Here is a 15,201-nt window from a genome sequence, read left to right as displayed (position 1 = left end):
AGTTATGAGTAAACGCTTACATACTTAAACTTATTTAGGAGGTTAATAGATTGGAGAATTTGCTGCCATACACTGTAGGTGAATTATTGGAGGTTCAGGCGAAGAAATACCCAGAACACGAAGCGGTTGTTTATGCGGACCGTGACCTGAGGATGAATTACAAGGAGTTCAATATGTTATGCCGTAAAGCTGCCAGAGGCCTGATGAGCCTGGGAGTGAAAAAAGGAGAGCACATTGCTGCATGGTCTTCCAATACCCCGGAATGGGTGGTATCGCAATTCGCCACTGGAAAGATGGGTGCAGTTCTTGTTACTGTCAATACAAATTATCGGACTGCTGAATTGGAATATCTTCTAAAGCAGTCAGATTCAACGACGATCATTTTGATGGAACAATTCAAAGACGCTTCTTATATTGACATGGTGTATGAGATTGTTCCAGAACTGAAAACGAGTGAACCAGGCAAGCTTGAAAGCAGCACGCTGCCGTATTTGAAAAACGTCATTGTAATGGGAGAAAAGCGTTTTCCAGGGACGTACAGTTGGCAGGATATATTGGATATGGCGGACGATGTAACAGAGGAAGAACTCGACGAGCAAATGGCAACGCTAAAGCAAAGTGAAGTCATCAATATGCAATATACTTCAGGTACGACTGGATTCCCAAAGGGGGTTATGCTCACACACAGCAATATTGTCAATAATGCCTATAATGTTGCATCTGCAATGAAGCTTACAGATCAAGATAGACTGTGTATTCCTGTACCATTTTTCCATTGCTTCGGCTGTGTAATGGGGACGCTTGCTTGTGCAACAGTGGGTGCAACAATGGTGCCGGTCCAGGAATTCAGTCCAAAGGCAGTTCTTGAGACGGTCGAAAAAGAAAAGTGTACTGCGCTTCACGGAGTTCCAACCATGTTCATCGCCGAGCTGAATGATCCGGAATTTGAAAAATATGACCTTTCATCCTTGAGAACCGGCATCATGGCTGGTTCCAATTGTCCGATTGAAGTGATGAAAGCTGTCAATGAAAAAATGGGAGCAACGGAAATAACAATTGCCTACGGCCAAACAGAAGCTTCTCCAGTCATTACGCAGACAAGAACGAACGATCCACTCGAATTGAGGGTTGAAACTGTTGGAAAAGCCCTTCCTGAGGTCAAGGTAAAAATCGTCAAGCCAGGCACGATGGAGGAAGTTCCAAGGGGAGTTCAGGGAGAACTATGCACACGTGGCTACCATGTAATGGACGGTTATTATAAGAACCCAGATGCAACGAGGGAAGCGATTGATTCAGAAGGCTGGCTCCACACAGGAGACCTGGCTGTTATGGATGAAAATGGCTATTGCCGTGTAACAGGAAGACTAAAGGATATGATCATCAGGGGCGGGGAAAATATCTATCCGCGCGAAATCGAGGAATTCCTTTACAAACATCCGAAAGTCCTTGATGTCCAGGTTGTAGGCATTCCAGACAGCGTGTACGGCGAGGAAGTCATGGCATGGATTATTTTAAAAGATGGCGAATCAGCCACAGCAGAAGAAATCAAAGAATATTGCAAAGGCAAAATCTCGAAGCACAAAATTCCAAGATATATAGAGTTCACTGAAAGCTATCCAATGACCGCTTCAGGAAAAATTCAAAAGTTCAAGCTAAGAGAACAGGCGATGGAAGCTGTCGAAGAGTTGAAAAATGTATAAATGAGAGGATGGAATCACCGGATTCCATCCTTTTATTTATGGTTTTCCTTGTACACTTGCTGATTGGGCCATAGGCAAAATGATTTGAACTATACAGAAAGGTTCTCAATGTCTAAAATTAAGCTAAGGTATATTTTGGAGGAATTACAATGCTGATAGGAGAAAAAGAGTTTAATATTAAAAATTTGAATTACAAAATTCGGTCCGCAGTTGAAATGGATGCAGAAGCTTTGTCTGATTTAAGGCTGCAAATTGATGGGGAAACTGAAAATCTCGACAGGGAACCAGGAGAGGCATTCATTGATCCGCAGGGTTTTCAAGCTATTATAAAGGCAGACAGTGAGAGTGCCAGAAACATATTCTTGGTAGCAGAAACGAATGGAAGGCTTATTGGGTTTTCAAGGTGTGCTGGAAATGACTTGAAGAGGTTCAGGCACAAAGTTGAATTCGGGGTAGGCATATTAAAAGAGTTTTGGGGCTATGGTATCGGTAAAAATCTTTTGCAAGAATCGATTTCCTGGGCAGACGATAACGATATTAAGAAAATGACGCTCAATGTGATGGAGTCGAATGAAAATGCACGGAGGCTCTATGAAAAGCTTGGGTTTGAAGTCGAGGGCATACTGAAGGATGACAAACTGCTTTCTGACGGAAAATTTTATAATATGATTGTGATGGGACGGATTAATAAACAGAATGGAGGGGCTTAACAATGAGTATTTCATTACAGGATGCTTTTAATAAATCGACATATCAATTGCCAGGCCATGGTAAACGAAACGTTCAAGTATTAAAGGATGCTTTTGAAAATATCGACGGACAGCTGGATAGCGATATTTACGGAACTGGAAAGATAATCGAAGCCTTTCAGGATAAAATGGCAGCCTTCCTTGGCAAGGAGAAGGCTGTTTTCTTTCCGAGCGGAACGATGGCCCAACAAATCGCAATGCGTATTTGGTGTGATGAAAAAGAACTGCAAAAAGTTGCATACCATCCGTTAAGTCACCTGGAAATCCATGAGGAGGATGGACTAAAGGAATTACATAATATCAAAACGGTTTTGCTTGCGGACGAAACACGTGTTATTGAGCTTGATGACGTTGTCTCCATGGAAGAAGAAGTTGCTTGCCTTTTGCTGGAATTGCCGCAAAGGGAGATAGGCGGGCAACTGCCTAGCTACGAAACTCTAGAAGAAATTTCAAAACATTGCCGAAAGAATGGCATTAAGCTGCACCTTGATGGTGCCAGACTCTTGGAAGTGCTGCCCTATTATGAGAAGACTGCTTCTGAAGTTTGCGAGCTGTTTGACAGTGTCTATCTTTCTTTTTACAAAGGAATCGGAGGAATTGCCGGTGCAATTCTTGCGGGGGAAGCTACGTTCATTGCTAAATCAAAGGTCTGGAAAAGGAGGTATGGCGGTGATCTGATTAGCCTGTACCCATATATTATTTCAGCAGACCATTTTTTCAATCAGAAATCTAAAAAAATGCCTGTGTATTATGAAAATGCAAAGGAGCTTGCGGTTTTCTTTAATTCTTGTCATCACGTTTCCACACTGCCTGCAATTCCAGTTTCAAACATGTTTCATGTCCAGTTTCCTCATTCTAAAGAGGAAATAGAACCAATTTTGGTAGAAGTGATACGCGAAACAGGTGTGGGGATCATTAATCACCTGAAGGCAACAGGAGAATCTTCATGTTATTTTGAAGTGAGCATTGGGGACCGCTATCAGGAAGTTCCAAAAGAAGCTGTGAAAAATGCATTTCTGCAGCTGGATCGATTGATGAAAAATAAATTTTCTTTTTGAGTGTATTTAATTTTGCAAACAATTAGATCCTTATTGACGAAATTAAGAACAACATTATGAACATTTTGTTACAACTGCGCTAGCTTTATATTAATTAATACCATATCTCCCTATAATATAGTGTATACACCTGAACTTTTTTGAGGGTTCTGGGATTTTGGAGGTATGGTCGTATGAAATGGCTATGGGTTTTATTGCTGTCGATCATAAGTGGTTTATTCCTTATTAAAGGGATTGAACTATGGTCGGTCATTGACCATGTGGATGGGGATGGCATTGGTATAACATTTCTTGGCTTTAGCATAAACGATAGAGTTTTGAATGAAAGTATATCAGGTTATGCGCTTGGATTTACAATTGCATCAATCATCCCATTCCTAGTAGCAGCAAACATTGCACTTAGGGTTAAAATGAAAAAGAATTTGAATGCTGAAAAGATATAGATAAGTCAGGCTCAAAGAAGCTTGGCTTATTTTTTTACGACAGAAGATGTTACTTCCTGAAAAGGACGGGAATTATAGTAAAAAACATCGGTTGGAGGAAAGAAAATGTGCGGAAGGTTTTCATTATTTGAGGATATAGGTTCATTGAAGGAACAATTTCAGTTCGAATTCCAGGAGGATCTTGATGCAAGGTACAATATAGCTCCTGGACAGGACATTTTGACGGTGATTGATAATGGGGAGGGCAGGATAGGGACAAGAATGAGGTGGGGATTGATTCCATTCTGGGCGGATGACGAAAAAATCGGTTACAGAATGATTAATGCTCGCGCGGAGACAGTAGATGAGAAAGCGAGTTTCAAGCATGCTTTTAAACAAAGGCGGTGCCTGATCCTTACTGATGGATTTTACGAATGGAAAAAAGATGGCAAACAAAAACAGCCATACCGATTCGGTATGAAAAATAAAAAGCCGTTTGCGTTAGCCGGGCTCTGGGAAAGTTGGAATAAGGATGGGAAGGGGATTACTTCCTGCACGATAATCACTACTAGTCCAAATGAGATCACCGAAAAAATTCATGACAGAATGCCTGTGATCCTTCCGGAAGACAAGCTTGATATTTGGCTAGACAGTTCGATTGCCCAACCTCAAGAACTTAAACAGCTTTTGGTTCCGTTAGATGCCGACGCGATGGAAGCTTACCAGGTTTCCACCGAAATTAATTCGGCCAAAAATGAGGGAAAAGAGTTAATTGCTCCAATTAACAGTTTGTAGGGGATATTTTCCTTTTATCCCGGGATGTTTAATACAAGTCTTGATTGTGGTATAGAAAGACACAGCCAAACACCAAGATGAAAACATCCTGGAAAGAGGGGTTAACATGAATGGTTTTACTAAAACGGGTTTTTATGAACTGATTTACAAAAATGAACGTTTCTCTTTTTTACAATATATTCGTAAAGATGTAATCTGTGATGTTTGTTATATAACTTTGAAAAATGTAATTACTGGCGAAACAATGACTTTTGATCAATCGGAAATCCATGGTTTGAAAATTGCCGGTGAGGAAGCGAATGCCAGCTAACTATTGCCTATTGTATCATCTTTTCTTTATACTATAGAGTATGAAACTCATATAAAGGAAGTGCAAAAGATGATCCACACGAACTGGCACGAACGCGAGACGATTAAGACTTTGAAGTGCGTTCACACAGATGCAAAAAAATACATTGTAAATAACAAACTGACAACTGGAAAGGTATATGAAGTGAAAAACGAAACCGAGGAATTTTATTTCATTGTTGATAATTCCGGCAAGGTTGGCGGCTATTACAAAGAATATTTTGAAGAGGTAAAATAAGAGTTAAGGCTGTCCGGGAGACCGGGCAGCCTTTCGTTTGGGGATTCTTTTTTGCATTAAAGCCGTTTTCGCATTGATTTGTTGCTTTTAGTACATGTTCTTAATTGACGCATTATTAAAGTTTATAGGCTCTTTTCGAGTAGACTTCTGAATGAAGATTGCAATTATAAACGTAAAAAACAAGGTGCCTGTTTTTATTATTTTATGAGAAAACGAAAAGAAAAACCTTTATTAATGAAGGAATTCCCAGACTATCTTCCCCAGTGGTATGATAAAGGAATATAAAACCAATTGGGAGTTGGGAAGATGGATAAAAAAGTCACTCTAGAAGGTAAAAATGTAAAGCTTTTGCCAATGGAAAGTAGTCAGCTTGATGGTTTGTGGGAAGCCGGGCAAAACCAGTCTATATGGGAGTTTACATCTTCGAAGGTCAGAAGCAAAGAAGATATGAGAAAGGTTATTGAAGCTGCAATGGTTGAGAGAGAGAAAGGAACTCAAATACCATTTGTCGTTCTTGATTATAAATCAGATAAAATAGTGGGCAGTTCAAGATATCTTGATATTTCAGCAGCACATAAATCACTTGAGATTGGCTGGACATGGTACAGTCCAGATTACTGGAGAACGAGTGTGAATACAGAAACAAAATTGCTCATGCTCCAACATGCTTTTGAAAAAATGGAAGTAAACAGAGTGCAATTTTGTACCGATTACAGGAATGTACGCTCGCAAAATGCTATTGCCCGTCTCGGTGCCCAAAGAGAAGGGGTGTTGAGAAAACATCGAATTATCGCTGACGGGTATGTCAGGGACACCGTTGTCTTTAGCATTCTTAAAGAAGAGTGGCCGCAGATTAAAACAGAATTACAAGATAAATTGAATCGAAAATAGCAGTACAAAAGGAAGGTTATTTCATTGGTATATCTAGGAGTAGGGCTTGGGGGAATGTTAGGCAGCCTCTTGCGGTACTTGGTCAGTCTTAGCACAAGCGAATTATTTAATAATGGATTTCCCATGGGTACATTAATTGCCAATTACACAGGCTCGTTGTTCTTGGGGTGGTTCACGGCCCGCATCATAGCAAGAAGAAAACTGAATCCTGTACTGTCGGCAACAATTGGTACGGGTCTAACAGGATCTTTCACAACATTTTCGACCTTCAGCCTTGAAACGCTGGTAATGATAGAGAACGGCAGTATAGGTATGGCAATATTTTATGTACTTCTCAGTGCGGTTGTCGGGCTGATCCTTGCAGCGGCAGGTTATAAGCTTGGCGGAGGACTTGGCAGGGAGGCGGGAAAATGACTGGGTTTGTTCTGGTTGCTTTAGGTGGAATGGCTGGAGCTCTCTCAAGGTTCGGTGTCCAAAAGTTAATGCCCCAATCGATGCTGCCTGTCGCTACACTTACTGTGAACCTCCTAGGATCTTTTCTGCTTGGCTGGATAGTTGGGCAAGGAATTCAGGGGAACTTGTATCTTTTTGCTGCTACAGGATTCATGGGGGCATTCACCACTTTTTCCACATTGAATGTTGACTTGGTCAAGCTATTCAGCAACAAACAAAACAAAGCTGTCGTGTTGTATCTAGTTTGTACTTATATTGGAGGTCTGTTGAGTGCAGCCTCAGGGCTTATTATTGGAAGATTATTATAAGAATGGGAAACTGCACCTGCAGATGTTAGACACCAATCTAACAATGGCAGGTGCAGTTTTTATTTTACTATAAATAAGATTAGGACAGGTTTCTTTTCTTTTTCAATAGCTCTGTAAGATCCTTGTCGAGTTGCTCATATCCAGGCTCACCTTTTCCCATGAAAGACAATCTGCCAATGAGAGCGTTGATTTCATTTTGGAGAACCATCAATTGATTTTCTTTTTCCTTACTTTCTGCAATCGGAGATGTGTTTTGGTTGTTGAATTCCTTCATCCCATACTCTTTCCTGCTAATCTTTCCTTTTTCAATCAAAAGAAGTTTATTACTGATTTTCTCCTGAAAATAAACATCATGTGAGACAGTTATTATAGATCCTTGGAAGTTCAGCAATGTTTTTTCGAGACTTTCCCTGCTGGCCAAGTCGAGATGGTTGGTAGGTTCGTCTAGAATCAGTAAATCGATTTCACTCAACAGCATCATCACAAGTTTTACTCTCGTCCTTTCGCCAAGACTAAGGGTGCTGATTGGAACCGTAAGCTTCTCTTCAGATAGTCCAATATTAGCAAAAATCGTCCTCGCTCTGCCGATTGATTCTCTGGCTGTAAGTCCTGAATACTCCAGTGCCGTTTTATTTGGAGGGAGGTCTGATACATCCTGGCTGAGATATCCAATTCTTATTGTTTCGCTGACCCAAACGTCACCTGATATAACTGTTTCTTCTCCAAGAAATATTTTGATCAGAGTAGTTTTACCGCTGCCGTTTGGCCCTAACAACGCCATTCTCTCTCCGTGATTCATATAAAAATGGCTCTCTTCAAACAAACAGCGGCTGCCGAAGGATTTAGAAAGCTTTCGGGCTTCTAAAATGCGTTTTCCTTTCTTTCGGCTATCCTGAAACTCGAAACGGACCTTGGCTTCTTCCTTGGGCACTGTAACCTCATTCTTTTCAAGCTCCTGATTCAGCCTTTTCATCTTCGACTTTATTTGATTATCCATCTTCTTTGCTTTTACCCGATGGTATTCCTTGAATCCTATTTGTCTTCTTTCAGAGGCCGAACCTTGTTTCGTCGAATCCCGATGAGCTTTTTCGGACCAGTTTTTCAGATTTGCCATTTGCTGTTCAATTTGTTGTTTGTGTTTTTGCTGTATTTCGTATTGATGAAGCTGAATTTCATATAATCTTTCTTTTTCCTGACGGTAAGAAGAGTAGTTACCTTTAAATAATTTTGTTGATCCATCCTCGATTTCGATAATTTCTGCCACGGTGCGGTCGAGGAAATATCGGTCATGGGAAATAATGATCACGGCGCCTTTGAAAGTTTTCAATTCGTCAATTAGCCACTCTACACCCTGCAAGTCCAAGTGGTTTGTTGGCTCATCGAGTATAAGTAGTTCTGGCCTGCTTGCCCACACACTTGCAAGTGAAAGTTTCAACTTTTCACCGCCGCTTAACTTACTCCAATCAGGATCTGCCCAATCAATATCCTTGTTAAGACCTAACTGACTTGAAAGTTGAAAGAGTCCGTTTTCAGCAAGAGAATAGGTGTCCTCAAAGTCATGTATGGAATATTCCGTGGATTGTTTAAGATAGCCAATGTTCAAGCTGCTGTTAAACGTGTCGATTATTCCTTTATCAGGGACGATACTCCCATATATGATATTGGCCAATGTAGTCTTACCTGCGCCATTATTGCCGACCAGTCCAATACGGCTGTCTTGTTTTATATCAATTTCCGCATTTTGTAATACTTGCTTTTCATTAAAGCTCTTCTGAATACCTCTTATTTTCATGATTGTCATAAAAAATTCCACCTTTCGTTTTGTAACTATTGAATGAAGGTGAGTATTTTATCCATCAAAAAAACCTCCCAGGTGTCACCCGGAAGGTTCTGCAATACACTCACAATAGATTCAAACGCCACAAAACAAGCATTGTTACCCCATAAGGCAACACGCTTTGATCAGGTTTAAATTTACTGGAATGGCTAAAAGAGCAGACTAATCCTATTTTCGGGCAACACGTTTTTTCATATTAGAAAAATCGGGCAGAAAATAAGATTAGTATTTCATCGGCTCTTTACCATTCCCTTCAAATATCATTAATTAAAAGTATAACTTGACGAAAAGTTTGATGTCAACCATATAATTCCACTAAAAAAGCCTGGGGAGTAGCTAAGTAACTCCCAAGGCTTTATTACATTAAGCTTGGTTCTCAACCCTAATTGGACTTTCTTTTTGGGCATATACCTTTCTTGCCAGTAATGTTTGTATAATCAAGAACATCCCGCCAACTGTCCAGTAAAGGGGAAGGGCAGAGGGGGCATTTAATGAAAACATCACAATCATAACTGGTGACAGCAGCCCCATGAACTTCATCTGCTTTTTCTGTTCCTCCGTTACATTGGACATCGAGACCTTAAACTGCAGGTAATAAATCAGCCCGGCAGCTGCCGTGATCCAAATATCAGAATGTCCCAGGTTGAACCAGAGAAAGGAGTGACTGGCAATTTCGGCAGAACCGCTAATCGCATAATAAAGGCCCATCAAAATTGGCATCTGGACCAGCATCGGCAGACAGCCAACAGAAAGGGGATTTACGCCATGCTTCTGATAGAGCCCCATCATTTCCTGCTGTAATTTTCTTTGCTCAGCCGGATCCTTAGTCCCTTTAATTTTTTTCTGGATCTCATCCATTTCAGGCTTGAGGACTTCCATCTTTTCTTTCATGTTCTGCTGGTTTTTGTATTGTTTTAACATTAAGGGCATTAACACCAGCCTGATGAGCACTGTAATCAAAATAATCGCCAGACCGTAGCTTTCGCCTGTGATGCCGGCGAATAGCTTGATGAGCCAGGTGAAGGGGTTGATGAATGTTGATTGGAAAAACGACCCCTCGCTTGTCAACGCCTGGCACCCAGTTAAAAGTGCTGGTATAAGTGGAACAATAATCATGGTGGAAAGCTTTTTCATTTTTCTCCTCCTAATATATATCTAGTTATTAACTAAAGGAGAAAAATGACTGTCCTCATCACCCGGATCAATTTTAATTTTTATTCGTTTAAGAAATTGAAGGTGAAACTTCAACCCAAGTTCAGCTTTATTGTTAAAAGCTGCTTCAGAAGTGGATGGCTTTAGCCTGATTCGCAATAAACATGATTGGAGAATAGAGGCGTCACGGTATAACCAGAACACAGACATCGACATGCTGATGAGCAAAGTCAAATAAGCGCTGTAAACGGCCGTTGCATCAACGGACTGAGCATATATTTCCAATAGCATGCCATCACCTCTTTTCGATCATTGATATATTATATTTGAAAAATAGACTCTAAGCAATCTATATAATATATACGGAAATAAACTTAGAAAGTTTCATTTCCCAAATAGTGGGGGTTTCAAAAATTAGAATAGTGGCTATGTATATAAAACAAACTTCCCAAATCGAAAAGGGGTGGCAAATCATGAAAAAAGTAGTATATGGGCTAATGATTAATTCAGGTGATGCTGACGAAATGCTGTGGGACCATGGTGTATGGGAAACAGAAGAAGCAGCGAATGAATATATAGAAAATGAAATGTCTACGATTAGCGGTGTTTGGGCGGGGGAACTCAAGGTCAATGATGCCATACCAGATGCAGCAGAATATAATGAAGAAGAAATGGTAGAGTGCCCACTATGTGGGATCGAGTACAATCCAGAGGATGTAAACACTGTTGATTACGACGAAGCAGTGTGCATCAACTGTGAGCCTGGATACAAGGAAAATATGAATATAGCATAAGACGAATTGCCATGGACTAGACGTCCATGGCTTTTTGATATCAGAATGTTATTTGGTTATTACAAAGTTATATGTCACTGCATTTCACAAGTTTAGTGCTTTTTTGAGCAGCAAACTGCTCTGTCTTACTCTAATTCGGAAAGCAAGCTACGGAACGCTTTAAAGACTGTTTGTATTTTGACAGCTTCAGGGTACGGAGAAGTCAAAGCTGTCAAGAAAATCTCGTTATTGTGACAGCTTTTCCGGATACGGAGGTCAAGCTGTCAAGAAAATCTCGTTATTGTGACAGCTTTTCAGGATAAGAGGCTAAAGCTGTCAAGAAAATCCCGTTATTGTGACAGCTTTGCAGGTTACGAAGTCAAAGCTGTCAAGAAAATCCCGTTATTGTGACAGCTATTCCGGATACGGAGGTCAAGCTGTCAAGAAAATCTCGTTATTGTGACAGCTTTTTAGGATAAGAGGCTAAAGCTGTCAAGAAACTGCCGTAATATAAACAACTTTTCAGTGAGAAAAATTCACAACCCCCAATAAGTGACTGTATCAAAAATTCCAACGAGGATTAAAATGTACCCAGCAATCTTCTGTACGATTGAACCCAGCTTGCGACCTTTTTTCATCAATGTTCCGTTCAGGCCGATGTATGAAATGATTGCTGCAAAGATAATCAACGGAATGGAAGTGCCGATGGCAAAAACAGAAGGCAGGACTGCTCCGTATGATGTATTCAGCACAATTGGCATAAGCGTAAAGAAGAATAAGGAGAACATCGTAGGGCAGAAGGCGATTGAAAAGCTTACCCCCATTAAAAATGAGCCTGTTTTTCCGCTGCCTCTCCATTGTGGCAGAACAGAAGTCAGGCGATTGACCCAATTAAATGCGAAAAGACCAATAAGTGACAGACCGATCAGGATGAATAGAGGGCCCATCAGTTTACGGAACCAGGAAAAGAAGCCTGGCAAGACTTGCTGGAAGCTCTGTCCGACCATCCAGACTGCAAGTCCTAGCAGTGTAAAGACCAATACTTTCCCCAATATGAAAAATGTAATCTCAATCCACTGGCTTTTTGTTTGCAGACTCCGATTGCCATAGTAGGTGATTGCACCGAGATTGCCTGTCAGCTGGCATGGAGCAAGAGCACCGACAAGTCCTAAAAGGAAGCTTGCCAATATGGGGATTTGTTCAGTCTGATTCACGAGGGTGAAAAATGGTCCGCTCAAAAAATTGCTGATTTCTGTAAACAGTTGATACATAATGTACCTCCACTAAAACTATTAACCCTATGATACTAAAAATATATCCAAAATGTATGCAGAGAAAAACAGCAGGCAAGGATCCTGCTGTTAATTCACTGCAATATGGGCTGTCAATAGCTTATATGCATTCTCCACTTCATCGTCGGCTGGAGGCTCGACATCCTTAAGTGGATACTCAAGCCCTAATGCTTCCCATTTATAAACGCCAAGCTTATGATACGGCAAAACCTCAAGCTTTTTTGCATTTTCCAGAGTGCCAATAAACTCGCCTAATTTGGATAGATCTTCAATTTCATTTGTGACGCCAGGAACCAGGACGTGGCGAATCCAAATTGGAACTTGATGATCAGATAAAAAGCGGGCAAAATCCAAGATGTGATCATTGGCCATTCCTGTCAGTTTGATATGTTTTTTTCTATTGATATGTTTTAAATCTAATAGGATCAGGTCAGTGTAATTCAATAGCTCTGCCAGCTGCTCCTGAAAAAGAGGGGCGGTTGAATAACATCCTCCTGAGGAATCAATGGTGGTGTGCACTCCTAGTTTTTTGCACTCCTTGAAAAGTTCAGTTATAAAAGGAATCTGTAAAAGTGGTTCACCTCCGCTTACAGTGATGCCGCCGCCAGATGCTTCAATAAAAGGGAGATAGGCTTTCAGATCATCAATGATTTCAGAAACAGACATCTGTTTGCCTGTGCCAATCTCCCAGGTGTCTGCATTATGGCAAAACTGGCATCGCAGCAAGCACCCCTGTGTAAAGATGACATAGCGAATCCCAGGTCCGTCTACGGTTCCAAAGGTTTCAATAGAATGAATGTTTCCAATCATGATGATTTCTCCTTTCATTAAAACAGGAGTTCCAGCCATCGGGAAGGAGGGAAACTCCTGTTTCGGTACACTTGTATTATTTACATTGTTTCATGGAAGGTACGGTTGATTACATCCATCTGCTGTTCACGTGTGAGTTTGATGAAGTTTACTGCATATCCAGATACACGGATTGTCAGCTGCGGATATTCTTCAGGATGCTCCATTGCATTTAACAGAGTTTCCCGGTTAAACACGTTTACGTTTAAATGGTGACCGTCTTTGATCGCATATCCATCAAGGATGGAAACTAGGTTATTTGTACGGCTGTCTTCATCTTTTCCAAGCGCTTTTGGCACGATGGAAAATGTGTTTGAAATTCCGTCCATAGCATAGTTGTATGGAAGCTTTGCTACAGATGACAGGGAAGCGAGTGTTCCTTTAGTATCGCGGCCATGCATAGGGTTAGCACCTGGCGCGAATGGTTCGCCAGCTCGTCTTCCATCCGGTGTATTACCTGTCTTTTTACCATAAACCACGTTAGAAGTAATCGTTAAGATTGACATTGTATGGACAGAATTGCGATATGTCGGGTGCTTGCGCAGCTTTGTCATGAAGTTTTTCACAAGCTCTACTGCGATGCTGTCAACACGGTCATCGTTGTTTCCATATTTAGGGAAGTCGCCTTCTGTCTCAAAGTCAACCGCAATGCCGTTTTCGTCACGGATTACGTTTACCTTTGCGTGCTTGATTGCGCTCAATGAATCCGCTACTACGCTTAATCCAGCAATACCAGTTGCCATTGTGCGTAAAACTTCTGTATCATGCAGCGCCATTTCGATTCTTTCGTAGCTGTATTTATCATGCATATAGTGAATGACATTAAGTGTATTGATGTAAAGGCCGGCAAGCCATTCCATTACATTATCGAATTTTTCCATGACTTCTTTGTAGTCAAGTACATCGGAAGTGATCGGGCTTAAAGCAGGAGCAACCTGAATCTTTAGTTTTTCATCGACGCCGCCATTGATCGCGTAAAGCAAAGCTTTCGCCAGGTTGGCGCGTGCTCCAAAGAACTGCATCTGCTTACCGATTTCCATTGCGGAAACGCAGCAGGCAATTCCGTAGTCATCGCCATACTCACAGCGCATCAAGTCGTCATTTTCATACTGGATAGAGCTCGTTTTGATTGACATCTCAGCGCAATACTTCTTGAAGTTCTCAGGCAGGGCAGGTGACCATAACACAGTCAGGTTCGGCTCTGGAGCCGGTCCCAGATTATCAAGTGTGTGAAGGAAACGGAAAGAGTTCTTCGTTACAAGTGATTGGCCGTTATGTGCCATCCCGCCGATTGATTCAGTTACCCATGTTGGATCACCGCTGAATAATTCGTTGTAGTCAGGAGTACGAGCAAACTTCACGAGACGAAGCTTCATGACAAAATGGTCAACAATTTCCTGTGCTTCTTTTTCAGTCAGTGTTCCATTTTGTAGATCACGTTCAATATAGATGTCCAGGAATGTTGCCACGCGTCCAAGACTCATCGCAGCACCATTCTGCTCTTTGATTGCTGCAAGGTATGCAAAGTAGACCCATTGGAAGGCTTCCACTGCATTGGATGCCGGCTTGGAAATATCATAGCCATAGCTCTGGGCAAGTTGCTTCAATTCATTCAATGAACGGTATTGCTCAGATATTTCTTCCCTAAGGCGCATTGTTTCCTCAGTCATGACGCTGCTTGTCATTCCATGATCTTTCTTCTTTTGCTCCATCAGGAAATCTACGCCATACAGAGCTACACGGCGATAGTCGCCGATGATGCGGCCGCGTCCATAAGCATCTGGCAAGCCAGTGATGATTCCGGCTTTACGAGCCTGGAGCATTTCTTTTGTATAAACATCGAATACACCCTGGTTATGTGTTTTACGGAAGTCAGTAAAGATTTTTTCTACTTCTTTATCCAGTTCATAACCATATGCCTCGCAAGCAGCCTTTGCCATACGAATGCCGCCAAAAGGCTGCATAGAGCGTTTAAATGGCTTATCGGTCTGGAAGCCTACGACTTTTTCTTTGGTCTGATCAAGATAGCCCGGTCCATGGGATGTAATGGTGGATACTACTTTAGTATCCATATCAAGTACACCGCCATTGTCACGTTCCTGCTTTGTTAATTCCATTACCTGCTGCCATAATTGAAGAGTTTCCTCAGTTGCACTTTCAAGGAAACTGGAATCACCAGTATATTCAGAGAAGTTTTTTAGAATAAAGTCCCTAACATTGATATCTTCTTGCCAAGCACCATTTTTAAAGCCTTTCCATTGTTCCATTTAAATTCACCTCTAAGTAGATGTTTATATAACAGTTATCACACTTTTATCATACTACGGATATAACAG

17 protein-coding genes are annotated in these 15,201 nt (G+C 41.2%); 11 read left to right on the top strand and 6 right to left on the bottom strand.

Translation table 11 applies throughout. The features are described 5' to 3' along the window. Nucleotides 1–59: 59 nt before the first annotated feature. The 10 genes from CD004_RS13035 (at nucleotide 60) to CD004_RS12990 (ending at nucleotide 6,962) form a co-directional block, all read left to right on the top strand. The gene (locus CD004_RS13035; RefSeq protein WP_102265098.1) at nucleotides 60–1,700 is read left to right on the top strand and encodes an AMP-binding protein; all 1,641 of its coding nucleotides are present in this window, start codon (nucleotides 60–62) and stop codon (nucleotides 1,698–1,700) included. 149 nt (nucleotides 1,701–1,849) lie between these two features. Further along, nucleotides 1,850–2,410 carry a GNAT family N-acetyltransferase gene (locus tag CD004_RS13030; protein ID WP_102263169.1) on the top strand — a complete coding sequence of 187 codons (561 nt, stop codon included), beginning with the start codon at nucleotides 1,850–1,852 and terminating at the stop codon, nucleotides 2,408–2,410. Between the two features lie 2 nt (nucleotides 2,411–2,412). Beyond that, nucleotides 2,413–3,507 (top strand): threonine aldolase family protein, encoded by a 1,095-nt coding sequence (locus tag CD004_RS13025; RefSeq protein WP_102263168.1) that lies wholly within the window; start codon nucleotides 2,413–2,415, stop codon nucleotides 3,505–3,507. A gap of 173 nt (nucleotides 3,508–3,680) precedes the next feature. Further along, nucleotides 3,681–3,950, top strand: a complete 270-nt coding sequence (locus CD004_RS13020; protein WP_102263167.1) for a hypothetical protein — start codon at nucleotides 3,681–3,683, stop codon at nucleotides 3,948–3,950. Nucleotides 3,951–4,055: 105 nt separating this feature from the next. Then, nucleotides 4,056–4,724 (top strand): SOS response-associated peptidase, encoded by a 669-nt coding sequence (locus CD004_RS13015; RefSeq protein ID WP_102263166.1) that lies wholly within the window; start codon nucleotides 4,056–4,058, stop codon nucleotides 4,722–4,724. Nucleotides 4,725–4,830: 106 nt separating this feature from the next. Continuing rightward, entirely contained in the window at nucleotides 4,831–5,034 is a 204-nt protein-coding gene (locus CD004_RS13010; protein WP_102263165.1) for a hypothetical protein, read from the top strand. A 69-nt stretch (nucleotides 5,035–5,103) separates the two neighbouring features. Continuing rightward, the gene (locus tag CD004_RS13005) at nucleotides 5,104–5,310 is read left to right on the top strand and encodes a DUF6501 family protein (protein WP_041967484.1); all 207 of its coding nucleotides are present in this window, start codon (nucleotides 5,104–5,106) and stop codon (nucleotides 5,308–5,310) included. 306 nt (nucleotides 5,311–5,616) lie between these two features. Next, a complete protein-coding gene (locus CD004_RS13000) occupies nucleotides 5,617–6,201 on the top strand; it encodes a GNAT family N-acetyltransferase (RefSeq protein ID WP_102263164.1) in 585 nt (194 codons plus the stop codon). Between the two features lie 24 nt (nucleotides 6,202–6,225). Next, nucleotides 6,226–6,615, top strand: a complete 390-nt coding sequence (crcB, locus tag CD004_RS12995) for a fluoride efflux transporter CrcB (RefSeq protein WP_102263163.1) — start codon at nucleotides 6,226–6,228, stop codon at nucleotides 6,613–6,615. Next, nucleotides 6,612–6,962, top strand: coding sequence for a fluoride efflux transporter FluC (locus CD004_RS12990; RefSeq protein ID WP_102263162.1), 351 nt, complete (start codon nucleotides 6,612–6,614; stop codon nucleotides 6,960–6,962). Before crcB ends, CD004_RS12990 begins: the two co-directional genes overlap by 4 nt. A gap of 79 nt (nucleotides 6,963–7,041) precedes the next feature. Here CD004_RS12990 and abc-f read toward each other — a convergent pair whose 3' ends face one another. The 3 genes from abc-f to CD004_RS12975 all read right to left on the bottom strand — a co-directional run bounded on the left by abc-f (nucleotide 7,042) and on the right by CD004_RS12975 (nucleotide 10,242). Continuing rightward, nucleotides 7,042–8,763, bottom strand: a complete 1,722-nt coding sequence (abc-f, locus tag CD004_RS12985; protein WP_102263161.1) for a ribosomal protection-like ABC-F family protein — start codon at nucleotides 8,761–8,763, stop codon at nucleotides 7,042–7,044. A 399-nt stretch (nucleotides 8,764–9,162) separates the two neighbouring features. Beyond that, nucleotides 9,163–9,933, bottom strand: coding sequence for a membrane protein insertase YidC (gene yidC / locus CD004_RS12980; RefSeq protein ID WP_102263160.1), 771 nt, complete (start codon nucleotides 9,931–9,933; stop codon nucleotides 9,163–9,165). A 21-nt stretch (nucleotides 9,934–9,954) separates the two neighbouring features. Further along, nucleotides 9,955–10,242: a hypothetical protein gene (locus CD004_RS12975; protein WP_102263159.1), complete on the bottom strand. Its 288-nt coding sequence runs from the start codon at nucleotides 10,240–10,242 to the stop codon at nucleotides 9,955–9,957. A 182-nt stretch (nucleotides 10,243–10,424) separates the two neighbouring features. Here CD004_RS12975 and CD004_RS12970 point away from each other — a divergent pair, with 182 nt between their 5' ends. Continuing rightward, complete coding sequence (locus CD004_RS12970; RefSeq protein WP_102263158.1) at nucleotides 10,425–10,745, top strand: PHD finger domain-containing protein; 321 nt, start codon at nucleotides 10,425–10,427, stop codon at nucleotides 10,743–10,745. A gap of 515 nt (nucleotides 10,746–11,260) precedes the next feature. Here the strand turns inward: CD004_RS12970 and CD004_RS12965 are convergent. From CD004_RS12965 to pflB, 3 genes are all read right to left on the bottom strand, one after another. Continuing rightward, on the bottom strand, nucleotides 11,261–11,995 hold the full coding sequence (locus tag CD004_RS12965) for an urease accessory protein UreH domain-containing protein (RefSeq protein ID WP_102263157.1): 735 nt from the start codon (nucleotides 11,993–11,995) through the stop codon (nucleotides 11,261–11,263). Between the two features lie 90 nt (nucleotides 11,996–12,085). Then, nucleotides 12,086–12,826 carry a pyruvate formate-lyase-activating protein gene (gene pflA, locus CD004_RS12960; protein WP_102265097.1) on the bottom strand — a complete coding sequence of 247 codons (741 nt, stop codon included), beginning with the start codon at nucleotides 12,824–12,826 and terminating at the stop codon, nucleotides 12,086–12,088. Nucleotides 12,827–12,906: 80 nt separating this feature from the next. Beyond that, entirely contained in the window at nucleotides 12,907–15,132 is a 2,226-nt protein-coding gene (pflB, locus tag CD004_RS12955; protein ID WP_102263156.1) for a formate C-acetyltransferase, read from the bottom strand. Between the last annotated feature and the right edge of the window lie 69 nt (nucleotides 15,133–15,201).

It is taken from the genome of Mesobacillus jeotgali (assembly GCF_002874535.1).
Lineage (GTDB): Bacteria > Bacillota > Bacilli > Bacillales > Cytobacillaceae > Mesobacillus > Mesobacillus jeotgali.
Note: the sequence above shows the minus strand (reverse complement) of the source record. Positions and strands in the feature narration are given on the sequence as shown.

Excerpts from the sequence above, each read along its gene's own strand:
- pflA (WP_102265097.1), bottom strand. The coding sequence starts at position 12,826 with ATGATTGGAAACATTCATTCTATTGAAACCTTTGGAACCGTAGACGGA.
- abc-f (WP_102263161.1), bottom strand. The coding sequence starts at position 8,763 with ATGACAATCATGAAAATAAGAGGTATTCAGAAGAGCTTTAATGAAAAG.
- CD004_RS13025 (WP_102263168.1), top strand. The coding sequence starts at position 2,413 with ATGAGTATTTCATTACAGGATGCTTTTAATAAATCGACATATCAATTG.
- CD004_RS12970 (WP_102263158.1), top strand. The coding sequence starts at position 10,425 with ATGAAAAAAGTAGTATATGGGCTAATGATTAATTCAGGTGATGCTGAC.
- yidC (WP_102263160.1), bottom strand. The coding sequence starts at position 9,933 with ATGAAAAAGCTTTCCACCATGATTATTGTTCCACTTATACCAGCACTT.
- CD004_RS12990 (WP_102263162.1), top strand. The coding sequence starts at position 6,612 with ATGACTGGGTTTGTTCTGGTTGCTTTAGGTGGAATGGCTGGAGCTCTC.
- CD004_RS13005 (WP_041967484.1), top strand. The coding sequence starts at position 5,104 with ATGATCCACACGAACTGGCACGAACGCGAGACGATTAAGACTTTGAAG.
- CD004_RS13020 (WP_102263167.1), top strand. The coding sequence starts at position 3,681 with ATGAAATGGCTATGGGTTTTATTGCTGTCGATCATAAGTGGTTTATTC.
- CD004_RS13000 (WP_102263164.1), top strand. The coding sequence starts at position 5,617 with ATGGATAAAAAAGTCACTCTAGAAGGTAAAAATGTAAAGCTTTTGCCA.
- pflB (WP_102263156.1), bottom strand. The coding sequence starts at position 15,132 with ATGGAACAATGGAAAGGCTTTAAAAATGGTGCTTGGCAAGAAGATATC.
- CD004_RS13030 (WP_102263169.1), top strand. The coding sequence starts at position 1,850 with ATGCTGATAGGAGAAAAAGAGTTTAATATTAAAAATTTGAATTACAAA.
- CD004_RS12965 (WP_102263157.1), bottom strand. The coding sequence starts at position 11,995 with ATGTATCAACTGTTTACAGAAATCAGCAATTTTTTGAGCGGACCATTT.
- CD004_RS13015 (WP_102263166.1), top strand. The coding sequence starts at position 4,056 with ATGTGCGGAAGGTTTTCATTATTTGAGGATATAGGTTCATTGAAGGAA.
- CD004_RS12975 (WP_102263159.1), bottom strand. The coding sequence starts at position 10,242 with ATGCTATTGGAAATATATGCTCAGTCCGTTGATGCAACGGCCGTTTAC.
- CD004_RS13010 (WP_102263165.1), top strand. The coding sequence starts at position 4,831 with ATGAATGGTTTTACTAAAACGGGTTTTTATGAACTGATTTACAAAAAT.